This is a genomic window from Streptomyces sp. NPDC041108, from assembly GCF_055592645.1.
In genome coordinates, this window is the sequence record NZ_JBVIYK010000003.1 from 174089 (window position 1) to 193111 (window position 19023).

At 69.9% G+C, this 19023-nt stretch carries 15 protein-coding genes and 1 riboswitch; of the genes, 9 read left to right on the top strand and 6 right to left on the bottom strand.

The window, feature by feature from the left end; translation table 11 throughout:
* Window positions 1-3: 3 nt before the first annotated feature.
* Window positions 4-456 carry a hypothetical protein gene (locus ACZ6BB_RS10335; protein WP_471614863.1) on the bottom strand — a complete coding sequence of 151 codons (453 nt, stop codon included), beginning with the start codon at window positions 454-456 and terminating at the stop codon, window positions 4-6.
* A 121-nt stretch (window positions 457-577) separates the two neighbouring features.
* Here ACZ6BB_RS10335 and ACZ6BB_RS10340 point away from each other — a divergent pair, with 121 nt between their 5' ends.
* Both ACZ6BB_RS10340 and ACZ6BB_RS10345 read left to right on the top strand, forming a co-directional pair.
* Complete coding sequence (locus tag ACZ6BB_RS10340; protein WP_471615304.1) at window positions 578-1549, top strand: diacylglycerol/lipid kinase family protein; 972 nt, start codon at window positions 578-580, stop codon at window positions 1547-1549.
* 318 nt (window positions 1550-1867) lie between these two features.
* Window positions 1868-2125, top strand: coding sequence for a WhiB family transcriptional regulator (locus tag ACZ6BB_RS10345; RefSeq protein WP_003992873.1), 258 nt, complete (start codon window positions 1868-1870; stop codon window positions 2123-2125).
* Window positions 2126-2326: 201 nt separating this feature from the next.
* Here ACZ6BB_RS10345 and ACZ6BB_RS10350 read toward each other — a convergent pair whose 3' ends face one another.
* Window positions 2327-3793, bottom strand: coding sequence for a sensor histidine kinase (locus ACZ6BB_RS10350; protein ID WP_471615305.1), 1467 nt, complete (start codon window positions 3791-3793; stop codon window positions 2327-2329).
* Between the two features lie 595 nt (window positions 3794-4388).
* Here ACZ6BB_RS10350 and nagB point away from each other — a divergent pair.
* Window positions 4389-5174 (top strand): glucosamine-6-phosphate deaminase, encoded by a 786-nt coding sequence (gene nagB, locus ACZ6BB_RS10355; protein ID WP_471614864.1) that lies wholly within the window; start codon window positions 4389-4391, stop codon window positions 5172-5174.
* A 425-nt stretch (window positions 5175-5599) separates the two neighbouring features.
* On the opposite strand, the gene ACZ6BB_RS10360 is transcribed toward nagB, so the two are convergent.
* From ACZ6BB_RS10360 to ACZ6BB_RS10375, 4 genes are all read right to left on the bottom strand, one after another.
* Complete coding sequence (locus ACZ6BB_RS10360) at window positions 5600-7168, bottom strand: glycoside hydrolase family 3 protein (RefSeq protein ID WP_471614865.1); 1569 nt, start codon at window positions 7166-7168, stop codon at window positions 5600-5602.
* A 9-nt stretch (window positions 7169-7177) separates the two neighbouring features.
* The gene (locus ACZ6BB_RS10365) at window positions 7178-8020 is read right to left on the bottom strand and encodes a carbohydrate ABC transporter permease (RefSeq protein WP_471614866.1); all 843 of its coding nucleotides are present in this window, start codon (window positions 8018-8020) and stop codon (window positions 7178-7180) included.
* Window positions 8017-9009 carry a carbohydrate ABC transporter permease gene (locus ACZ6BB_RS10370; protein ID WP_471614867.1) on the bottom strand — a complete coding sequence of 331 codons (993 nt, stop codon included), beginning with the start codon at window positions 9007-9009 and terminating at the stop codon, window positions 8017-8019. The genes ACZ6BB_RS10365 and ACZ6BB_RS10370 overlap by 4 nt, the downstream gene beginning before the upstream one ends.
* Before the next feature lie 262 nt (window positions 9010-9271).
* A complete protein-coding gene (locus ACZ6BB_RS10375; RefSeq protein ID WP_471614868.1) occupies window positions 9272-10552 on the bottom strand; it encodes an extracellular solute-binding protein in 1281 nt (426 codons plus the stop codon).
* Between the two features lie 368 nt (window positions 10553-10920).
* On the opposite strand from ACZ6BB_RS10375, the gene ACZ6BB_RS10380 reads away from it, so the two are divergent.
* The 6 genes from ACZ6BB_RS10380 (at window position 10921) to ACZ6BB_RS10405 (ending at window position 18992) form a co-directional block, all read left to right on the top strand.
* Window positions 10921-11685, top strand: a complete 765-nt coding sequence (locus ACZ6BB_RS10380; RefSeq protein WP_275456181.1) for a GntR family transcriptional regulator — start codon at window positions 10921-10923, stop codon at window positions 11683-11685.
* Window positions 11686-12066: 381 nt separating this feature from the next.
* The gene (locus ACZ6BB_RS10385) at window positions 12067-12336 is read left to right on the top strand and encodes a DUF3311 domain-containing protein (RefSeq protein WP_471614869.1); all 270 of its coding nucleotides are present in this window, start codon (window positions 12067-12069) and stop codon (window positions 12334-12336) included.
* Window positions 12333-13961, top strand: a complete 1629-nt coding sequence (mctP, locus tag ACZ6BB_RS10390) for a monocarboxylate uptake permease MctP (RefSeq protein ID WP_471614870.1) — start codon at window positions 12333-12335, stop codon at window positions 13959-13961. The genes ACZ6BB_RS10385 and mctP overlap by 4 nt, the downstream gene beginning before the upstream one ends.
* Before the next feature lie 153 nt (window positions 13962-14114).
* The gene (locus ACZ6BB_RS10395) at window positions 14115-15104 is read left to right on the top strand and encodes a nucleoside hydrolase (RefSeq protein ID WP_471614871.1); all 990 of its coding nucleotides are present in this window, start codon (window positions 14115-14117) and stop codon (window positions 15102-15104) included.
* A gap of 199 nt (window positions 15105-15303) precedes the next feature.
* Window positions 15304-15439, top strand: a riboswitch (cobalamin riboswitch).
* Window positions 15440-15561: 122 nt separating this feature from the next.
* Window positions 15562-17982, top strand: coding sequence for a ribonucleoside-diphosphate reductase subunit alpha (locus ACZ6BB_RS10400; RefSeq protein WP_471614872.1), 2421 nt, complete (start codon window positions 15562-15564; stop codon window positions 17980-17982).
* Window positions 17982-18992 carry a ribonucleotide-diphosphate reductase subunit beta gene (locus ACZ6BB_RS10405; protein WP_471614873.1) on the top strand — a complete coding sequence of 337 codons (1011 nt, stop codon included), beginning with the start codon at window positions 17982-17984 and terminating at the stop codon, window positions 18990-18992. The genes ACZ6BB_RS10400 and ACZ6BB_RS10405 overlap by 1 nt, the downstream gene beginning before the upstream one ends.
* Window positions 18993-19023 lie beyond the last annotated feature (31 nt).

Consider the following 19023-nt stretch of genomic DNA (forward strand, 5'->3'; position numbering starts at 1 on the left):
GGCCTACCGCTTCGTCTCCTCCGCCCGGCCCGGCCCCTGGATCCCCAGGGCCTGGGCCGTAGCGGGATTGAGCAGCAGGACCAGCGCGGCGACGGCGACCACGGCCAGGACGATGCCCGCCCAGATCGCCACGCTGTCGGCGCGCAGCAGGTTGTAGGCCACCGGCAGCGCCATGATCTGGGTGATGACGGCGGGCCCCCGGCTCCAGCTCCGGCGCAGCAGCAGCCCGCGCGCGGCGATCAGCGGCAGCAGGGCCAGCGCGACGAGGGTGATCCCTCCGGTGACGCCGGTGCTGAAGTCGCCGGAGTCTCCGTCGAGGCCCAGCACGAACATGGCCCCGCCGCCCACCAGCAGGGCCACCCCCTCCAGCACGGCCAGTGCCGCCGCGGCGGTCAGCCGCCCGGGACGGGGCTCGGCGTCGGAGGTGTCCGGCGTGGAGGTCTGCTCAGGGCTCACCCGTGAAGGGTAGCCCTCACCCCGCCACGCGCCCCCACGTGCTCATCGTCACTACCCGATCTCCCCCTTGATCCGCACCTCGGTATGGGCCGGGTACCACCCAGTAGGTACGCTGCAACCCATGCGTGCACTTCTCGTGGTCAATCCGGCGGCAACCACCACAAGCGCACGTACGCGCGATGTCCTGATCCACGCCCTCGCCAGCGAGATGAAGCTGGAGGCGGTCACCACCGAGTACCGCGGCCACGCCCGGGACCTCGCCCGGCAGGCCGCGGAGGGCAAGGGCGACATCGAACTGGTCGTCGCGCTCGGCGGTGACGGCACGGTCAACGAGGTCGTCAACGGCCTGCTGCACCACGGCCCCGATCCCGACCGCCTTCCCCGTCTCGCCGTGGTCCCCGGCGGCTCCACCAATGTCTTCGCCCGGGCGCTGGGACTGCCCAACGACGCCGTGGAGTCGACCGGCGTCCTGCTCGACGCCCTGCGCGAGAGCCGGGAGCGCACGGTCGGCCTGGGCATGGCCTCGGGCACGCCGGGTACGGAGGACGAGGCCGTGCCGTCCCGCTGGTTCACCTTCTGCGCCGGCTTCGGATTCGACGCGGGTGTGATCGGCCGGGTCGAGCAACAACGGGAACGCGGACGGAAATCCACACACGCCCTTTACCTGCGTCAGGCATTTCGGCAGTTCCTGGAAGAGCCGCATCGCAGACTCGGCACGATCACCGTGGAGCGGGCGGGCCAGGAGCCGATTTCCGATCTTGTGCTGTCCATAGTCTGCAACACGTCCCCATGGACGTTTCTGGGTAATCGCCCGGTGTACGCGTCGCCTAAGGCCTCGTTCGATAAAGGCCTCGACGTGCTCGGTCTGAGCCGCATGTCGACGCCCGCGCTCGCCCGATATGGCACACAGTTGCTCACTTCGTCCCCCGAGCGCGGACCCCGCGGGAAGCACGCCACCACCCTGCACGATCTGACCGACTTCACCTTGCATTCGAAGGTCCCCCTCCCCCTTCAGATGGACGGCGACCACCTCGGACTGCGGACGAGCGTGACGTTCACAGGCGTACGCCGTGCACTGCGTGTGATTGTGTGAGCGGAACGGGCAAAAGTCCTTCCACTCGAACGTTTAGGCCAGGGTCCACCCCATGGAAGTACGGCTGTGACACAGTCGACACCGAGGAATCAAAAAAAACTTTCCGGAAGGGGTTGTATCCGCCGCTGAGGTTTGCGAGTCTCTACGTGGCGCTCGGGACAGCCCGCAACACCGGCTCACGCAAGCGCCAGAACCCCTCCTCAATCCACAGGACCACACCAGTCCGTCTGGTGATCGGCCCTTCACTTGTTGAGGGATTCGTGAAAGCGTTCACATTCACAAGCAACGTGCAAGTAATACCAAGGAGAGGTAGCAGCCATGGACTGGCGTCACAACGCCGTTTGCCGCGAGGAAGACCCCGAGCTCTTCTTCCCCATCGGCAACACCGGTCCTGCGCTGCTGCAGATCGAGGAAGCCAAGGCTGTCTGCCGTCGCTGCCCGGTTATCGAGCAGTGTCTGCAGTGGGCGCTTGAGTCCGGCCAGGACTCCGGCGTCTGGGGTGGTCTCAGCGAGGACGAGCGCCGCGCCATGAAGCGCCGCGCCGCCCGCAACCGGGCCCGTCAGGCATCGGCCTGACATCCCACCCAGCAATAGCCTGAGCTTGGCGGCGCGCACAGCGAGTGCGCTTCTCCCGCCCCCGAGCCGCAGCGCGCAGTGCCCCCGGTGCGCTTAACCAGCCACGAGCCCGAGCCCCGGACCACATGATGGTCCGGGGCTCGGTGCTGTTCGCGGTACGACGTCCGTGGTACCGCGACCGCTACGACCGCCGTACGCCGGCTACTTCTGAGCCGGCACGGGGATGTCGAGGATCACCTGGGTGCCGTGCTCCGGGGCCGGGACCATGTCGAACGTGCCGCCCAACTCGCCCTCGACCAGCGTCCGTACGATCTGCAGGCCCAGGTTGCCCGAGCGGTGCGGGTCGAAGCCTTCGGGGAGGCCGACGCCGTCGTCCTGGACGGTGACGAGGAGACGGGTCTCCTTGCTGGTGCCGCCGCGCACGGCCGAGACCTCGACGGTGCCGGTGTCGCCCTCCCGGAAACCGTGTTCGAGGGCGTTCTGCAGGATCTCGGTGAGGACCATCGAGAGCGGGGTCGCGACCTCGGCGTCCAGGATGCCGAAGCGTCCGGTGCGCCGGCCGACGACCTTGCCCGGAGAGATCTCGGCGACCATGGCGAGCACCCGGTCGGCGATCTCGTCGAACTCCACCCGCTCGTCCAGGTTCTGGGACAGCGTCTCATGCACGATCGCGATCGATCCGACCCGTCGTACCGCCTCTTCGAGGGCCTCGCGGCCCCGCTCGGACTCGATGCGCCGGGCCTGGAGGCGCAGCAGTGCGGCGACCGTCTGCAGGTTGTTCTTCACCCGGTGGTGGATCTCCCGGATGGTCGCGTCCTTGGTGATCAACTCGCGCTCGCGCCGCCGCAGTTCCGTCACGTCCCGGAGCAGTACGAGCGAACCGATGCGCGGGCCCTTGGGCTTGAGCGGGATCGCCCGGAACTGGATCACACCGTCGCTGGACTCGATCTCGAACTCGCGCGGCGCCCACCCGCTCGCCACCTTGGCCAGCGCCTCGTCGACCGGGCCCCGGGAGGGGGCGAGTTCGGCGGTGGTGCGGCCGAGATGACAGCCGACGAGGTCGGCGGCGAGGCCGAGGCGGTGGTACGCGGAGAGGGCGTTCGGCGAGGCGTACTGGACGATGCCGTCGGCGTCGAGCCTGATGAGGCCGTCGCCCACGCGCGGTGAGGCGTCCATGTCGACCTGCTGGTCGGGGAACGGGAACGCGCCCGCGGCGATCATCTGGGCCAGGTCGGAGGCGCTCTGGAGGTAGGTCAGCTCCAGCCGGCTCGGGGTCCGCACGGTCAGCAGGTTGGTGTTGCGCGCGATGACGCCGAGCACCCGTCCCTCCCTGCGCACGGGGATCGACTCGACCCGTACGGGCACCTCCTCGCGCCACTCGGGGTCGCCCTCGCGGACGATGCGGCCCTCGTCGTGGGCGGCGTCCAGCAGGGGGCGGCGGCCTCGGGGGACCAGGTGGCCGACCATGTCGTCCTGGTAGGAGGTGGGGCCGGTGTTGGGGCGCATCTGGGCCACGGAGACATAGCGGGTGCCGTCGCGGGTGGGGACCCAGAGGACCAGGTCGGCGAAGGAGAGGTCGGACAGCAGCTGCCACTCCGACACCAGCAGATGCAGCCACTCCAGGTCGGAGTCGCTGAGAGCGGTGTGCTGGCGGACGAGTTCGTTCATGGAGGGCACGTGTGCGAGCGTACCTGGCGGTACGAAGATGACCGGAAAGGACCGGTGGCCGTCACGGCGTCCCCGGGAACACCCGCGGGCCGCGGCGCCTGAGAGGGACCCTCAACCCTCCCGGCACCGCAGCCCGGAGCAACATCGGCCGTGGGGTGTGCGGTCCCGGTCGGCCGAAGGTGAGGATCCGGAGCAGTCAGGGCAGAGAGCGCCGGTTCCTCGGTCCGTCTTCCTGTGCGGGGAAGACGGAGGCTTGTTCTTCGTTCGTGTGCGATCGTCGGCGGCCGGGGCCACTGATCGATCACACGCCCTACCCGCATTGTTGACTAGACCACTGCGTGTGTCCATGCGTTGGCGGATGTTTGTTGTTGTTCCCTTGCCCACCATCCACCGACGAGCCACTCGCAGAGTAGCCCGCTCCGGCCCTTCGGCGGGCGGGAACGCCGGGACGGCCATGGTGACCCGCGCCTCCCCGTTCGCCCCTGTGGGAGCGGGGACCACCCCTGCTAGATTGGTCTACACCACACGAGAGGTACCCGACCCCGCTCCGGGCCGGGAGTTTTCGAGTCCTTCTTTCCAGATCGGCAGGCCCAGCGTGGAAGTTGTCATCGTTCCGGATGCCAAGGCGGGTGGCGAACTCATAGCCGAGGCGATGGCGCAGCTGCTCCGGCGCAAGCCGGACGCGCTGCTCGGGGTGGCCACGGGCTCGACCCCGCTGCCCATCTACACCGCGCTCACGCGGAAGGTGCGCTCCGGTGCCGTCGACGCCTCGCGGGCGCGGGTCGCCCAGCTCGACGAGTACGTGGGGCTGCCGGCCGAGCATCCCGAGTCGTACCGCTCGGTGCTGCGGCGGGAGGTGCTGGAGCCGCTGGGACTGGGTCTGGAGGCGTTCATGGGGCCCGACGGGACCGCCGAGGACGTGGTGGGGGCGTGCGAGGCGTACGACAGGGCGCTGGCCGAGGCGGGCGGTGTGGATCTTCAGCTGCTCGGCATCGGGACGGACGGCCACATCGGTTTCAACGAGCCGTGCTCGTCGCTCGCCTCCCGGACGCGGATCAAGACGCTCACCGAACAGACCCGGATCGACAACGCGCGGTTCTTCGACGGTGACATCGACCAGGTGCCGCACCACGTCATCACCCAGGGCATCGGCACGATCCTGGAGGCCCGGCACCTGGTGCTGCTCGCCACGGGCGAGGGCAAGGCCGACGCCGTCGCGGCGACCGTGGAGGGGCCGGTGGCGGCCGTCTGCCCGGCCTCGGCGCTGCAGCTCCATCGCCACGCGACCGTCGTCGTGGACGAGGGCGCCGCGTCGAAGCTGAAGCTGGCGGACTACTTCCGGTACACGTTCGGCAACAAGCCCGACTGGCAGGGGATCTAGGGCGACGGGGGTATGTGTGGGCGCCACGGCCGGCGATCGAGGGCCGTGGCGCCTTCGTGCGTGGAGCGCTGCGCGTCTTTGGGTGAGCGCTGCGCGCCGCGGGGCGTCGGGCGGGGGCCCGCCACGACGGAGGGGCGGCGGGGCGGGCCGGGGCGGTACCGGCGGCTGCGCGGGTCCGCCGACTCGGCGACTCGGCGGGGTGGGGCCCCCGCCCGACGCCCCGGCGCCCCGGCGGGGTGGGCCCCCGCCCGGCGGCTCGGGGCTGCAGGGCCGCGGGTCCGCCGGCTCGGCGACTCGGTGGGGTAGGCCCCCGCCCGACGCCCCGGCGGCTCTGCGACCCGGCGGCTCGGGGCTGCTGGGCGCATGCCCGCCCGTCACCGCCCCGGCCCTCGGGCGCGCCCCTGCCCTCAGGCGCGCCCCTGCCCTCAGGCGCGCTCCGGCTCCTGGCGGGCGCCGGCGATGACCTCCGCCGCCGCCCTTCCGCAGACCCGCGCCGCGCCGTGGGTCGCGATGTGGAGGGCGCCTCGGGGTGGAGCCTGGGGGATGCCCATCTCCACCACGATCGTGTCGGGACGGGTGGTGAGGAGCACGTCGAGTGCCGCGGTCATCCACGGGTGGCGGTGTTCGTCGCGGACGACGGCGACGACGCGGCGGGTGCCGGCGACCGACAGGGCCGAGGCGCCGGCGCTGTCGCCGGCGAAGGTGCCCGTCTCGGTGCCGGGAAGGAGGCGGGCCAGTTCCGCGCCGACGCCCCAGGGGGTCTCGTCGCCCACGGCGATGTTCGCGACCGGGGCGAAGGCCGCGACGTAGACGGGCTGGGTGGGCGGCTCGTAGGACCTCGCGCGGGTGGTCGTCAGGGCACGGCGGGCGGCCACGAGACCGATCCCCGTGTCGGCGCCGCCGGTCCCGCCAGGGGCCTCGCGCTCGACGCCGCCGTCGCCCGCTCCCCCGGCCGCCGACCGGGTCCACGTCGCCAGGGCCCGGACCCGCCGCGCCGCGTCCGCCAGGCGTTCCTCCGCGAGGTCGCCGTCGCGGACGGCCGTGACGAGGGCGTCGCGCAGGCGGTGGACGGTCTCCTCGTCGGCGAGGCCGCCACCGACGCAGATGGCGTCGGCACCCGCGGCCAGGGCGAGGACACTGCCGCGTTCGATGCCGTAGGTGCCCGCGATGGCCCGCATCTCCATGCCGTCGGTGACGATGAGCCCCTCGTAGCCGAGTTCGCCGCGGAGGAGGTCCGTGAGGATGCGGCGGGAGAGCGTCGCCGGAAGGTCGGGGTCCAGCGCCGGGACCAGGATGTGGGCGCTCATCACCGCGCGCGAACCGGCGGCGATGGCGGCACGGAAGGGGGCCAGGTCCCGGGAGTCCACGAGTGAGCGGTCCGCGTCGATGCGGGGCAGGTGGTGGTGGGAGTCGACGGCGGTGTCGCCGTGGCCGGGGAAGTGCTTGGTGCAGGCGGCGACGCCCGCGTTCTGGAGCCCGGTGACGTAGGCGGCCGTGTGGCGGGCGACCAGGTCGGGGTCGGCGCCGAAGGAGCGGACCCCGATGACCGGGTTGGACGGGTTGGCGTTCACGTCGGCCGAGGGGGCCCAGTTGAGGTTGACGCCGCACTCCGCCAGGCGGCGGCCGAGGGCGAAGGCGACGTCCCTGGTCAGGGCCACGTCGTCGACCGCGCCCAGGGCATGGTTGCCCGGGTAGGAGGAACCGGTGCGCACCTCCAGGCGGGTGACGTCGCCGCCCTCCTCGTCGATCGCGACGAGGACGTCCTCGTGCTCGGCGCGCAGCCGGGCGGTGAGGGCGGCCAGTTGTCCGGGCGAGGTGATGTTGCGGCCGAAGAGGCCGACGGAGGCGAGGCCCTCGCCGAGGCTCCGCAGCAGCCATTCGGGGGCGGTGGTGCCCGTGAAGCCGGGCTGCAGCACCGTCAGCGCGTCCCGCGCGAGGCCGTCCTGTCCGGAGTGTGCACCGGGCGAGCCGGTGGCGAATGTCGTCGGTGACATCAGGGTTGGTTATCCCTTCACGGCGCCCGCGGTGAGGCCCGCGGCCATCTTGCGCTGGACGAGGAGGAAGAGGACGACGATCGGCACGGCCATCATGGTGGAGCCGGCCATCATCGGGGCGTACTCGGTGCCGTGCTTGGTGGTGAAGTTGCCGAGCCAGACGGTCGCGGTCTGGTTCTGCTGGCTCATCAGCATCAGGGCGTAGAGGTACTCGTTCCACGCCTGGATGAAGGCGTAGACCGAGGTCGCCACCATGCCCGGCGCCAGCAGCGGGAACACGACGCGGATGAAGGCGGTGGTGCGGGAGCAGCCGTCGACCATGGCCGCCTCCTCCAGTTCGCGCGGGATGTTGACGATGAAGCCGCGCAGGGTCCACACGGTGAACGGAAGGATGAAGGTCAGATAGGTGATGACCAGGCCGGTCAGGCGGTCGTACTGGCCGAGGTCGTTCAGGAGCAGGAAGACCGGGATGATCATGGCGACCAGTGGGACCATCTGCACCGCCAGGATGCCGACGATGACGACCTTCCGGCCGCGGAAGGCGAAGCGGGAGATGGCCAGGGCGGCCAGCATGCCGACGACGATGCCGATCACGACGACCGTGAGGGAGACGACGAGGCTGCGGCCGACCGGACCCCAGAAGTCGGCGATGTCCAGCGCGCGGCCGAAGTTGGCGAAGGTGAGGGAGGTCGGCAGCAGGCTGGGGTCGGGGTCGATCGCGTCCTTGGCCGGTTTGAACGCCGTGTTCAGCATCCAGTAGACGGGGAAGCCCGCGGTGACGAAGACGAACAGGCCGAGGAGGTTCCAGCCGAGCTTGGACCTCCGGGGACCGGAGACGGTGGCGGTACTCATTCGACCTCTCCGATCTTCAGCATCTGGCGCATGTAGACGCCGATCACGCCGAGCAGCAACAGCACGGTGAGCAGGGCGATCGCGGAGCCCTGCGCGTAGTCGTTGACCACGAACGCCTTGTCGTACGAGTAGGTCGTGAGCAACTGGAACTCGGCCTCCGGGTGGCCGTTGCGCATCACGAAGACCTGGGGGAAGACGCCCATGTCCCAGATGACGGAGAGGGTCGTGAGCATCACGATGATGGGCTTGAGGATGGGGAGGGTGACGTAGCGGAAGACGCCCCAGGCACCGGCTCCGTCGAGGCGGGCGGCCTCCTCCAGCTCCTTGGGGACCTGGGTGAGTCCGGCGCTGAGGGTGATGACGACGAACGGCACCGCGCCCCAGACGACCAGGAGCGTGATGACGGCCAGGCCCTCGGGGCCGCTGGCGAACCAGTTGTGGCCGATCATGTCGACCCCGGGGAGCTTGCTGAGCAGCGCGTTGAAGATGCCGTAGTCGGAGTCGAAGAGCCACTTGAAAACGGTGGTGGCCACGATGATCGGCATGCCCCAGCTCGCCACGAGCGCGATGTTGATGAGCGTCTTCACCCAGCCGGAGACCCGCTGGAGGAGCAGGGCGATCGCCATGCCGATGACCATTGTGAAGACGACGCAGGCGGCGGCGAAGACGATGGTCCGTACGACGACCGCCCAGAACTCGCTGTCTCCCAGCACCGTGGCGAAGTTGTCGAAGCCGACCGACTCCGCCGGCTTGAACCCCCACAGCTGGGACTGGCCGAACTCCTGGAAGGACAGGGTGGCGAGGCGGACGAGTGGGTAGCCGAGGACGACGGCGAGGATCAGCAGGCAGGGGGCCAGGAGGGCCCAGGGGACAGCGGCCCCACCAGCCCGACGTCTGGTCGGACTGCTGGTGACCACCCGCGGAGTCGGCGGCGGCGCCGGCCGCACGGGCGGCACCTTCGCAGGGACAGTCGTGTCTGCGGCACTCATCGCGCGCTCCTAAGCAGATGAAGGAGGGGGCCGGCAGCGAGCGCCCCCGAAGGGGCGCGGGGAACTGCACGACCAGCCACGACGCACGGGCAGCGAGCCAACCACCCGTCGCGGCACTTTCTGTGTCACCCACCGGCCTGCGTCACGCACCGGTCCGTGTCACCCACCGGCCTGCGTCACGCACCGGTCCATGTCACGCACCGGCCTGTGACGCCCCCGGTCGGGCCCGGCGTCGTCCGCCGGACCCGCCCACGGGTCGCCGTCACTCGTTGTTGATGACCTTGTCGATCGCCGCGTCCGCTTCCTTCGCGGCGTCCTCGACCGACTGCTTGCCCGTGCCGATCGACTGCAGCATCTTCTGGAGGATCTGCGCCTTCTCGACCTGGCCCCAGCCGGGAGCCATCGGCACGAACCAGTTGGACTCGGCCGCGGTGGCCGGGACCGCCGTCGCCGGGTCGTCCTTCAGGGTGGCGAGGTCGGTCTTGTTGTTGGGCAGGTTGCCCTTCTCCATCAGGCCCTTCTGGCCGGACGGGCCGGTGAAGGCGTTGATCCACTCGGCGGCGACGGTCTGCGCGTCGGACTTCACCGGGACGGCGAGGTCGGAACCGCCCAGGAAGACGGGGAGGTTCTTGCCGGACGGTCCGGGCATCACGAAGTTCTCGACGTTGCCCTCGAGCTTGCCGGTCTTGTCGTTCTCCTTGGCCGCAGCGGTCGCGCCCTCCCAGGCGGGGGCGAAGATCATGCCGGACTTGCCCTGGCCGTAGACGATGTACCGGTCGGACTCGTCCTTGGTCTTGTCGCCGTGCATGTAGGTGTCGACGACGTTCTTGAACTCGTCGAGGCCCTTGATGGACTCCGGGGAGGAGAGGCTGGCCTGCCACTTGCCACCGGACTCGACGGCTATGGAGCCGCCGGCGTCGTAGACGAAGGACATGGCCGCGTACCAGTCACGGGTGGGCTGGTACCAGGCGCTGAACTTGTCGCCCCGCTTCTTCTGGACCTTGTCGAGGGCGGCCGTGAGCTCGTCGTACGTCTTCGGCGGGGACTTGACGCCCGCGGCGGCGAAGACGTCCTTGCGCCAGTTGGCGACGCGGCCACCGGCGTAGTACGGGACGCCGTAGGTCTTTCCCTCGTAGGTGACGGAGGCCTTGAGGCCGTCCAGCCAGGCGTCGGAGTTGTCGAACTTCGCCTGGTCGAGAGGGGCGAAGGCTCCCTTGACCATGTAGGCGAGCATCTCCGTGTTGCCCATCTCGACCACGTCGGGGGCCTTGTCGGTGGCGAGGACGGCGTCGAGCTTGGCGTTCTTGTCGGGCCAGCCGTAGTACTCGTGCGTGATGGTGATGCCGGGGTGCTTCTTCTCGATCGCCGCGTCGGCGGCCTTGACCAGCTCGGGCCAGTTGTTCTGCGCGTCCACCGTGAGCCAGACCGTCAGCTCCTTGGTGTCCGCCCCGGTGTCCGAGCTCTTCTTCTCGCCGCCCCCGCACGCCGCGATGGAGACCATCATGCCCGCGACACAGATCGCGGTCGTCAGCTTCCTCTTCACGCCACCCTCCTCAGGGATGCCATTGCTCAGGGATGCCACAAACCCCCCTGCTCCCCTCGGTGACAGGACGAACCGCCCCTGGGGTCAGGACCTGGACCAATGGTGTAGACCAGTAGGCGGAGCTTGGCTCAGACCATTCGCTGTGTCAAGAGTGCTCGAACCCCCTCTCACCAGCTGTTATGCGACCTACATATGCAAGAACCTTTATGTAATAAGCCAGCGAAAACAGGACCGCTTGGGCCACACTCTTCGGGTAGACCACTGCACCGCCACGGAGTGGACCAGCGGAGACTCCTTCGTGGACTAGACCAGCGGGGCCCGCAGAGGTATACAGAGGGATCACGCCACGAGAGCCGGGAAGGCGGAGCATGAGCACCGACGTCAGCAGTGCGGAGAACGAGAACGGGGCGACCGTCCGTACCGCACGCGTGCCCAAGTACTACCGCCTGAAGAAGCACCTGCTCGACATGACCGAGACGCTCCCGCCCGGCACGCCGGTCCCGCCGGAGCGCACCCTCGCCGCCGAGTTCGACACCTCGCGCACCACCGTGCGGCAGGCGCTCCAGGAGCTGGTGGTCGAGGGGCGGCTGGAGCGGATCCAGGGCAAGGGCACGTTCGTCGCCAAGCCCAAGGTCTCCCAGGCACTGCAACTCACCTCGTACACCGAGGACATGCGCGCTCAGGGCCTCGAACCCACCTCCCAGCTGCTCGACATCGGCTACATCACCGCCGACGACACGCTCGCGGGGCAGCTCGACATCACCGCCGGCGGCCGGGTCCTGCGCATCGAGCGCCTGCGTATGGCCAACGGCGAGCCGATGGCGATCGAGACGACCCATCTGAGCGCCAAGCGTTTCCCGGCCCTGCGCAGGTCACTGGTCAAGTACACCTCCCTCTACACCGCGCTGGCCGAGGTGTACGACGTCCGGCTCGCCGAGGCCGAGGAGACCATCGAGACCTCGCTGGCCACCCCGCGCGAGGCGGGGCTGCTGGGCACGGACGTGGGCCTGCCGATGCTGATGCTGTCCCGCCACTCGCTGGACCAGGAGGGACAGCCGGTGGAGTGGGTGCGGTCGGTGTACCGGGGCGACAGGTACAAGTTCGTGGCGAGGCTCAAGCGCCCGCAGGACTGATCCACGCGCGACGCCCTCGGCAGCAGCCGCCCGGGGCCTCGGCACCGCGTCACAGGTGGTGCACGCGGTGTGGCGCGACCGGCGCTCCTGTTCTACGGTCCTTGCGTCGCCGCACCGACTCGGGAGGCCCCGCTGTGCGTACGCGCAGGCACGACCCCGGCCCGGCGGTGTCGTGCCCCGCGGGAGTGCGGAGGTCCGCGGACGGATCGCCAGGAAGCGGACCCCTGACAGGAGTTCGTCGGCCGCTGAACACACAACCTCCGCATCCGTTATCCGGACAGGGGGTTCCGGACGACGGAACCCGTCCCTTAGATTTCCTGCGCGTCGAGCACGTGATCAGCGGCGATCCATGGCGTATCAGTGAGGGGACGGAACCGGGACATGTCAGAAGCGCCTGAAGTGAGACCACCGGTGGTGACACCTGTCAGAGTCGTCATCGCCCTGTGCCTGCTCGCCCCGTTCGTGGCGATGCTCTGGGTCGGCTCGTACGCGAAGACGGACCCGACGTTCATCGGAATCCCCTTCTTCTACTGGTACCAGATGGCCTGGGTGCTCATCTCCACCGCGCTCACCGCCACCGCGTACGTCCTGTGGCAGCGTGACCAGCGCGCCCGCAAGGCCCCGGCGCGGAGCGGGGGTGTCGCGAAGTGAAGGACGGCGTGAACGGCGTGGCACTCGCCGTCTTCATCTTCTTCTTCCTGGCCGTCACGGTCATGGGCTTCCTGGCCGCGCGCTGGCGCAAGGCCGAGAACGAGCACAGCCTCGACGAATGGGGCCTCGGCGGCCGATCGTTCGGCACCTGGGTCACCTGGTTCCTGCTCGGCGGCGACCTCTACACGGCGTACACCTTCGTCGCCGTCCCCGCGGCGATCTACGCGGCGGGCGCGGCCGGTTTCTTCGCCGTGCCGTACACGATCCTGATCTACCCGCTGATCTTCACCTTCCTGCCGCGCCTGTGGTCGGTCTCCCACAAGCACGGCTATGTGACGACCTCGGACTTCGTGCGCGGCCGCTTCGGCTCCAAGGGCCTGTCGCTGGCGGTCGCCCTCACCGGCATCCTGGCGACGATGCCGTACATCGCCCTCCAGCTCGTCGGCATCCAGGCCGTGCTGGACGTGATGGGCGTGGGCGGCGGCGAGAACACGAACTGGTTCGTCAAGGACCTGCCGCTGCTGATCGCGTTCGGCGTCCTGGCCGCCTACACCTACTCCTCCGGTCTCCGGGCGCCCGCGCTGATCGCGTTCGTGAAGGACACCCTGATCTACATCGTCATCGCGGTGGCGATCATCTACATCCCGATCAAGCTGGGTGGCTTCGACGACATCTTCGCCAAGGCGGGCGAGGCGTACAGCCAGACCAACCCGGCGACGGACAAACCGCGTGGGGCCCTCGTCCCCGGCGACGCCAACCAGTGGACGTACGCGACGCTGGCCCTCGGCTCGGCGCTGGCCCTCTTCATGTACCCGCACTCGATCACGGCGACGCTGTCGTCCAGGAGCCGCGAGGTCATCCGCCGCAACACCACGATCCTGCCGCTGTACTCGCTGATGCTGGGCCTGCTCGCCCTGCTGGGCTTCATGGCGATCGCGGCCGGCATCCAGGTGCAGAACGGCCAGCTGGCGATCCCGCAGCTGTTCGAGACGATGTTCCCCGACTGGTTCGCGGGCGTCGCCTTCGCGGCCATCGGCATCGGCGCGCTGGTCCCCGCGGCGATCATGTCCATCGCGGCGGCGAACCTCTTCACCCGCAACATCTACAAGGACTTCATCAAGCCGGACGCCACACCCGCGCAGGAGACCAAGGTCTCCAAGCTGGTGTCCCTGCTGGTGAAGGTGGGCGCCCTGGCCTTCGTCCTCACCATGGACAAGACGGTCGCCATCAACTTCCAGCTGCTGGGCGGCATCTGGATCCTCCAGACCTTCCCGGCGCTCGTCGGCGGCCTGTTCACCCGCTGGTGCCACCGCTGGGCCCTGCTCGCGGGCTGGGCCGTCGGCATGGTGTACGGGACGGTCGCCGCGTACGGCGTGGCCTCCCCCACGCAGAAGCACTTCGGCGGCTCCTCCGCGGAGATCCCCGGAATCGGCGAGATCGGCTACATCGGCCTGACCGCCTTCGTCCTCAACGTGGTGGTCACGGTGGTCCTCACCTTCGCCCTGCGGGCGTTCAAGGCCCCCGACGGCATCGACGAGACCAGCCCGGAGGACTACACGGCGGACGCGGGCGACGCGGGCGTCCAGGTGGAACTCCCCCCGGCGACAGCGGGCACCAGCCACTGACGACCACGGGGTTTCGGGCGGGGAGCACGCCGTGGCTCCCCGCCGCGCCCTTTTCGGGCCCGCGGGGCCTGGTCCTTCAGGGGCCCGGGCAACCACGCGAGAACCCCCACGCATCCGCACCGGGGGCGAGAGACACCCGGCTACCCTGACGAGGTGACCGCTCGCGCACCGATCGTCCTGGACAGCGACCCCGGTATCGACGACGCCGTAGCCCTGCAGTACCTCCTGGGCACAGACCTGTGGGACCTCAAGGCCTACACCTCGGTAGGCGGCAACCTCCCCGCCGAGGCGACCTACGCCAACGCCAGAGCCCTCTCCCGAGCCCTCCGCATCGACGGCGACACCCCCGTGCACCGGGGCGCCGGCCGCCCCCTCTCCCGCCTCCCCTACCGAGAGGCGTCCGCGTTCCACGGCCGGGCGGGCCTCGGGAACGAGACCCTGCCCGACTCCACGGCCCCGCACCCGGCGGAGTCCTCCGCACAGGCCCTGCTCCGCCTCTCCCGGGAGTACGAGGGCGAGCTGACGGTGTGCGCCACCGGCCCCCTCACCAACGTCGCCGTCGCACTGCTGGAGGACCCCGGCTTCGCCCGCCGCGTCGGCAGGTTCGTGTTCATGGGCGGCGCCGCCCAGGTGCCGGGGAACATCACCCCGGTCGCCGAGTTCAACATCTGGGCCGACCCCGACGCGGCCGAGGTCGTGCTCTCCTCCGGCATCCCGTTCACCATGGTCGACCTGGACGCCTCGCACCGCTGGCTGTTCCGCCCCGCCGACCTGGCCGCCCTGGAGGCCGCGGGCCCGGGCACGGCCCTCGCCGCCCGGCTGATGCGCACGTACATGGACGCCTACAGCCGCCACGGCGGAGACGGCACCTGCCCGCTGCACGATCCGCTGGCCGTGGGGGTCTGCGGGGACGAGGCGTTCGTCGCGGCCGCCGAGGGCGCCGTCATCGTCGAATGCGCGAGCGAACTCACGCGGGGCCAGACCGTGTTCGTACCGGCCACCGCCCCGCGGGTCCACTACTCCGAGTCCCCCGCCCTGACCGCCCGCCTCCGCGCCACCGGCCGCGTCGCCCTGGGACCGGGAACCCGCGACTTCAGCAAGGACTTCGTGGCGACACTGCCCCGATGGCCGGCGGTGGGCTGACCGGCGCGCCTCACCCCCGAAGAAGGACGAACCGCGGGACGCGACCCAGCGAGCCGCCACGGCCGACGTGCTCGTGACCGCGGCGGACGGGCGGCTCCTCGCCCTCACCCCGATCACCTATGAGTTGACGCTCTTACACCCTGCGAAGCCGAAGGCGACACAACATGTGGGGGTGACACCGCGCCCCGGCACTAGATGTATGCTCATGCTCGCTGTCGCCGCAGGGGAATCCGGCGCGAATCCGGAACTGTCCCGCAACGGTGTACTCGCGTGCGTCCATGCCCTTCCACGCACGCCTGTTCAGTCCGAACACCTGCCGACAGCGCGCCCGGCCGTCCGGTCCGGGTGCCTGACGTCCGGGCCTCGTGGAATGGGCCGGTGGACGCGACGCCCCGTGCGCTCGTGAGCTGCCGCCTGCCCTCCGCCAGGCCCCTTGCCGAGCGAGGGAGAGCCCCACGTGACCATCGCGCCAGCCGACCCGGTTTCAGCCGACCTGGCTTCAGCCGACCCGGCGACGGAGACCGACGGTCCCGGTTCCGCGTTGCTGCGGACCCTGACCGAGCTGACCGTCGACCTCCCCGACGCCGCCCCCGCCCGGGTCGCCGCCGCCGCGCTGCGCGGGCGGTCCTCGCGCGCGGCCTCCGCCGAGATGGTCGCGGAACTGCGCGAACTCGCCACGGAGGCGGCCGCCGGACTGATCTCCGAGGACCCCGCCTACTCGAAGCTGGCCGCCCGCCTGCTGGCCATCGGCATCCGCGCCGAGGCCGCCTCGCAGGGCGTCACGACGTTCACCGAGTCCATCGCCGTGGGCCACCGGGAGGGTCTCGTCGCCGACCGCACCGCGGAGTTCGTCCGCGTGCACGGCGAGCGTCTCGACGCCCTGGTCGACCCGGCCGGCGACGACCGCTTCGGCTACTTCGGCCTGCGCACCCTGTACAGCCGCTATCTGCTCCGGCACCCCCTCACCCGCAAGGTCGTCGAGACGCCCCAGCACTTCATGCTGCGGGTGGCGAGCGGTCTGGCCGAGGACGACACCACGCGCGCCGTGGACGAGGTCGCCGCGCTCTACGGCCTCATGAGCCGCCTCGACTACCTCCCCTCCTCCCCCACGCTCTTCAACTCCGGCACACGCCACCCCCAGATGTCCTCCTGCTACCTCCTCGACTCCCCGCTGGACGAGCTGGACTCCATCTACGACCGCTACCACCAGGTGGCCCGCCTCTCGAAGCACGCCGGCGGCATCGGCCTGTCGTACTCCCGCATCCGCTCGCGCGGATCGCTGATCCGGGGCACCAACGGGCACTCCAACGGCATCGTGCCGTTCCTGAAGACGCTGGACGCCTCGGTCGCCGCCGTGAACCAGGGCGGCCGGCGCAAGGGCGCGGCCGCGGTCTACCTGGAGACCTGGCACTCCGACATCGAGGAGTTCCTGGAGCTGCGCGACAACACCGGTGAGGACGCCCGCCGTACGCACAACCTGAACCTCGCGCACTGGATCCCGGACGAGTTCATGCGCCGGGTGAACGCCGACGAGCAGTGGTCGCTGTTCTCCCCGGCCGACGTGCCCGAGCTGGTCGACCTGTGGGGCGAGGAGTTCGAGGCCGCCTACCGCGAGGCGGAGGCGAACGGCCTGGCGCGGAAGACGATCCCGGCCCGTGATCTGTACGGCCGCATGATGCGCACCCTCGCACAGACCGGCAACGGCTGGATGACCTTCAAGGACGCGGCCAACCGCACGGCCAACCAGACCGCCGAGCCGGGCCACGTCGTCCACTCCTCCAACCTCTGCACGGAGATCCTGGAGGTCACGGACGACGGGGAGACGGCGGTCTGCAACCTGGGTTCGGTGAACCTGGGCGCGTTCGTCGACCGGGCGGCCGCCGACATGGACTGGCAGCGGCTGGACGAGACCGTCCGCACCGCCGTCACCTTCCTCGACCGCGTCGTCGACATCAACTTCTACCCGACCGAGCAGGCGGGCCGCTCCAACGCCAAGTGGCGCCCGGTCGGCCTCGGCGCGATGGGGCTGCAGGACGTCTTCTTCCAGCTGCGCCTGCCCTTCGACTCCCCCGAGGCGAAGGCGCTGTCCACGCGGATCGCCGAGCGGATCATGCTCGCCGCGTACGAGGCGTCCACCGACCTCGCCGAGCGCAACGGCCCGCTGCCTGCCTGGGAGAAGACCCGCACGGCCCGGGGCGTGCTGCACCCGGACCACTACGGCGTCGAGTCGGCCTGGCCGGAGCGCTGGGCGGCCCTGCGCGAGCGCGTCGCGACGACGGGCATGCGCAACTCGCTGCTCCTCGCCATCGCGCCGACGGCCACCATCGCCTCGATCGCCGGTGTGTACGAGTGCATCGAGCCGCAGGTGTCCAACCTGTTCAAGCGCGAGACGCTGTCCGGCGAGTTCCTCCAGGTCAACTCCTACCTGGTGAAGGACCTGAAGGAGCTGGGTGTCTGGGACGCGCGCACCAGGGAGGCGCTGCGCGAGTCGGGCGGTTCGGTGCAGGACTTCGCGTGGATCCCGGCCGACGTCAGGGCGCTGTACCGCACGGCCTGGGAGATCCCGCAGCGCGGCCTGATCGACATGGCCGCCGCCCGCACCCCGTACCTGGACCAGTCGCAGTCGCTGAACCTGTTCCTGGAGACGCCCACCATCGGCAAGCTCTCCTCGATGTACGCGTACGCCTGGAAGTCCGGGCTGAAGACCACCTACTACCTGCGCTCGCGCCCGGCGACCCGCATCGCCCGCGCGGCCCAGGGCCAGACCCGGGCCGAGGCACCGCGGCCCGAGAAGACCGTCCCCCTGCAGCAGGCCACCTCGCAAGAGGCCCTCGCCTGCTCTCTTGAGAACCCCGAGTCCTGCGAGGCCTGCCAATAATGTCCAGCAACCAGAACCTGCTCGACCCCGGCTTCGAGCTGACTCTCCGGCCCATGCGCTACCCGGACTTCTACGAACGCTACCGGGACGCGATCAAGAACACCTGGACCGTCGAGGAGGTCGACCTCCACTCGGACGTCGCCGACCTCGCGAAGCTGTCCGAGGGTGAGCAGCACATGATCGGCCGGCTGGTCGCGTTCTTCGCGACGGGCGACTCGATCGTGGCGAACAACCTCGTGCTCACCCTCTACAAGCACATCAACTCCCCCGAGGCGCGGCTCTACCTGAGCCGCCAGCTCTTCGAGGAGGCCGTGCACGTCCAGTTCTATCTGACGCTGCTGGACACCTACCTGCCGGACCCGGCGGACCGGGCGGCGGCCTTCGCGGCGGTGGAGAACATCCCGTCCATCCGTGAGAAGGCGGAGTTCTGCTTCAAGTGGATGGACTCGGTGGAGAAGCTGGACCGCCTGGAGTCCAAGGCGGACCGCCGGCGCTTCCTGCTCAATCTGATCTGCTTCGCCGCGTGCATCGAGGGGCTGTTCTTCTACGGCGCCTTCGCCTACGTCTACTGGTTCCGCAGCCGGGGGCTGCTGCACGGTCTGGCGACGGGCACCAACTGGGTGTTCCGCGACGAGACCATGCACATGTCCTTCGCGTTCGAGGTGGTGGACACCGTCCGCAAGGAGGAGCCGGAGCTGTTCGACGAACTGCTCCGGCAGCAGGTCACCGACATGCTGAAAGAGGCCGTCGAGGCCGAGCTGCAGTTCGGGCGCGATCTGTGCGGTGACGGCCTGCCGGGCATGAACACCGAGTCGATGCGGCAGTACCTGGAATGTGTCGCCGACCAGCGGCTCACCCGCCTCGGCTTCGCGCCGGTGTACGGCTCGCAGAACCCGTTCTCCTTCATGGAGCTGCAGGGTGTCCAGGAGCTGACCAACTTCTTCGAGCGCCGTCCGTCGGCGTACCAGGTGGCGGTGGAGGGCACCGTCGACCTGGACGAGGATTTCTAGGCCCAGGTCGGAAGCGGACCGCGTCCCCGGC

Excerpts from the sequence above, each read along its gene's own strand:
- ACZ6BB_RS10340 (WP_471615304.1), top strand. The coding sequence starts at position 578 with ATGCGTGCACTTCTCGTGGTCAATCCGGCGGCAACCACCACAAGCGCA.
- ACZ6BB_RS10345 (WP_003992873.1), top strand. The coding sequence starts at position 1,868 with ATGGACTGGCGTCACAACGCCGTTTGCCGCGAGGAAGACCCCGAGCTC.
- ACZ6BB_RS10350 (WP_471615305.1), bottom strand. The coding sequence starts at position 3,793 with ATGAACGAACTCGTCCGCCAGCACACCGCTCTCAGCGACTCCGACCTG.
- ACZ6BB_RS10360 (WP_471614865.1), bottom strand. The coding sequence starts at position 7,168 with ATGTCACCGACGACATTCGCCACCGGCTCGCCCGGTGCACACTCCGGA.
- ACZ6BB_RS10365 (WP_471614866.1), bottom strand. The coding sequence starts at position 8,020 with ATGAGTACCGCCACCGTCTCCGGTCCCCGGAGGTCCAAGCTCGGCTGG.
- ACZ6BB_RS10370 (WP_471614867.1), bottom strand. The coding sequence starts at position 9,009 with ATGAGTGCCGCAGACACGACTGTCCCTGCGAAGGTGCCGCCCGTGCGG.
- ACZ6BB_RS10380 (WP_275456181.1), top strand. The coding sequence starts at position 10,921 with ATGAGCACCGACGTCAGCAGTGCGGAGAACGAGAACGGGGCGACCGTC.
- ACZ6BB_RS10385 (WP_471614869.1), top strand. The coding sequence starts at position 12,067 with ATGTCAGAAGCGCCTGAAGTGAGACCACCGGTGGTGACACCTGTCAGA.
- ACZ6BB_RS10405 (WP_471614873.1), top strand. The coding sequence starts at position 17,982 with ATGTCCAGCAACCAGAACCTGCTCGACCCCGGCTTCGAGCTGACTCTC.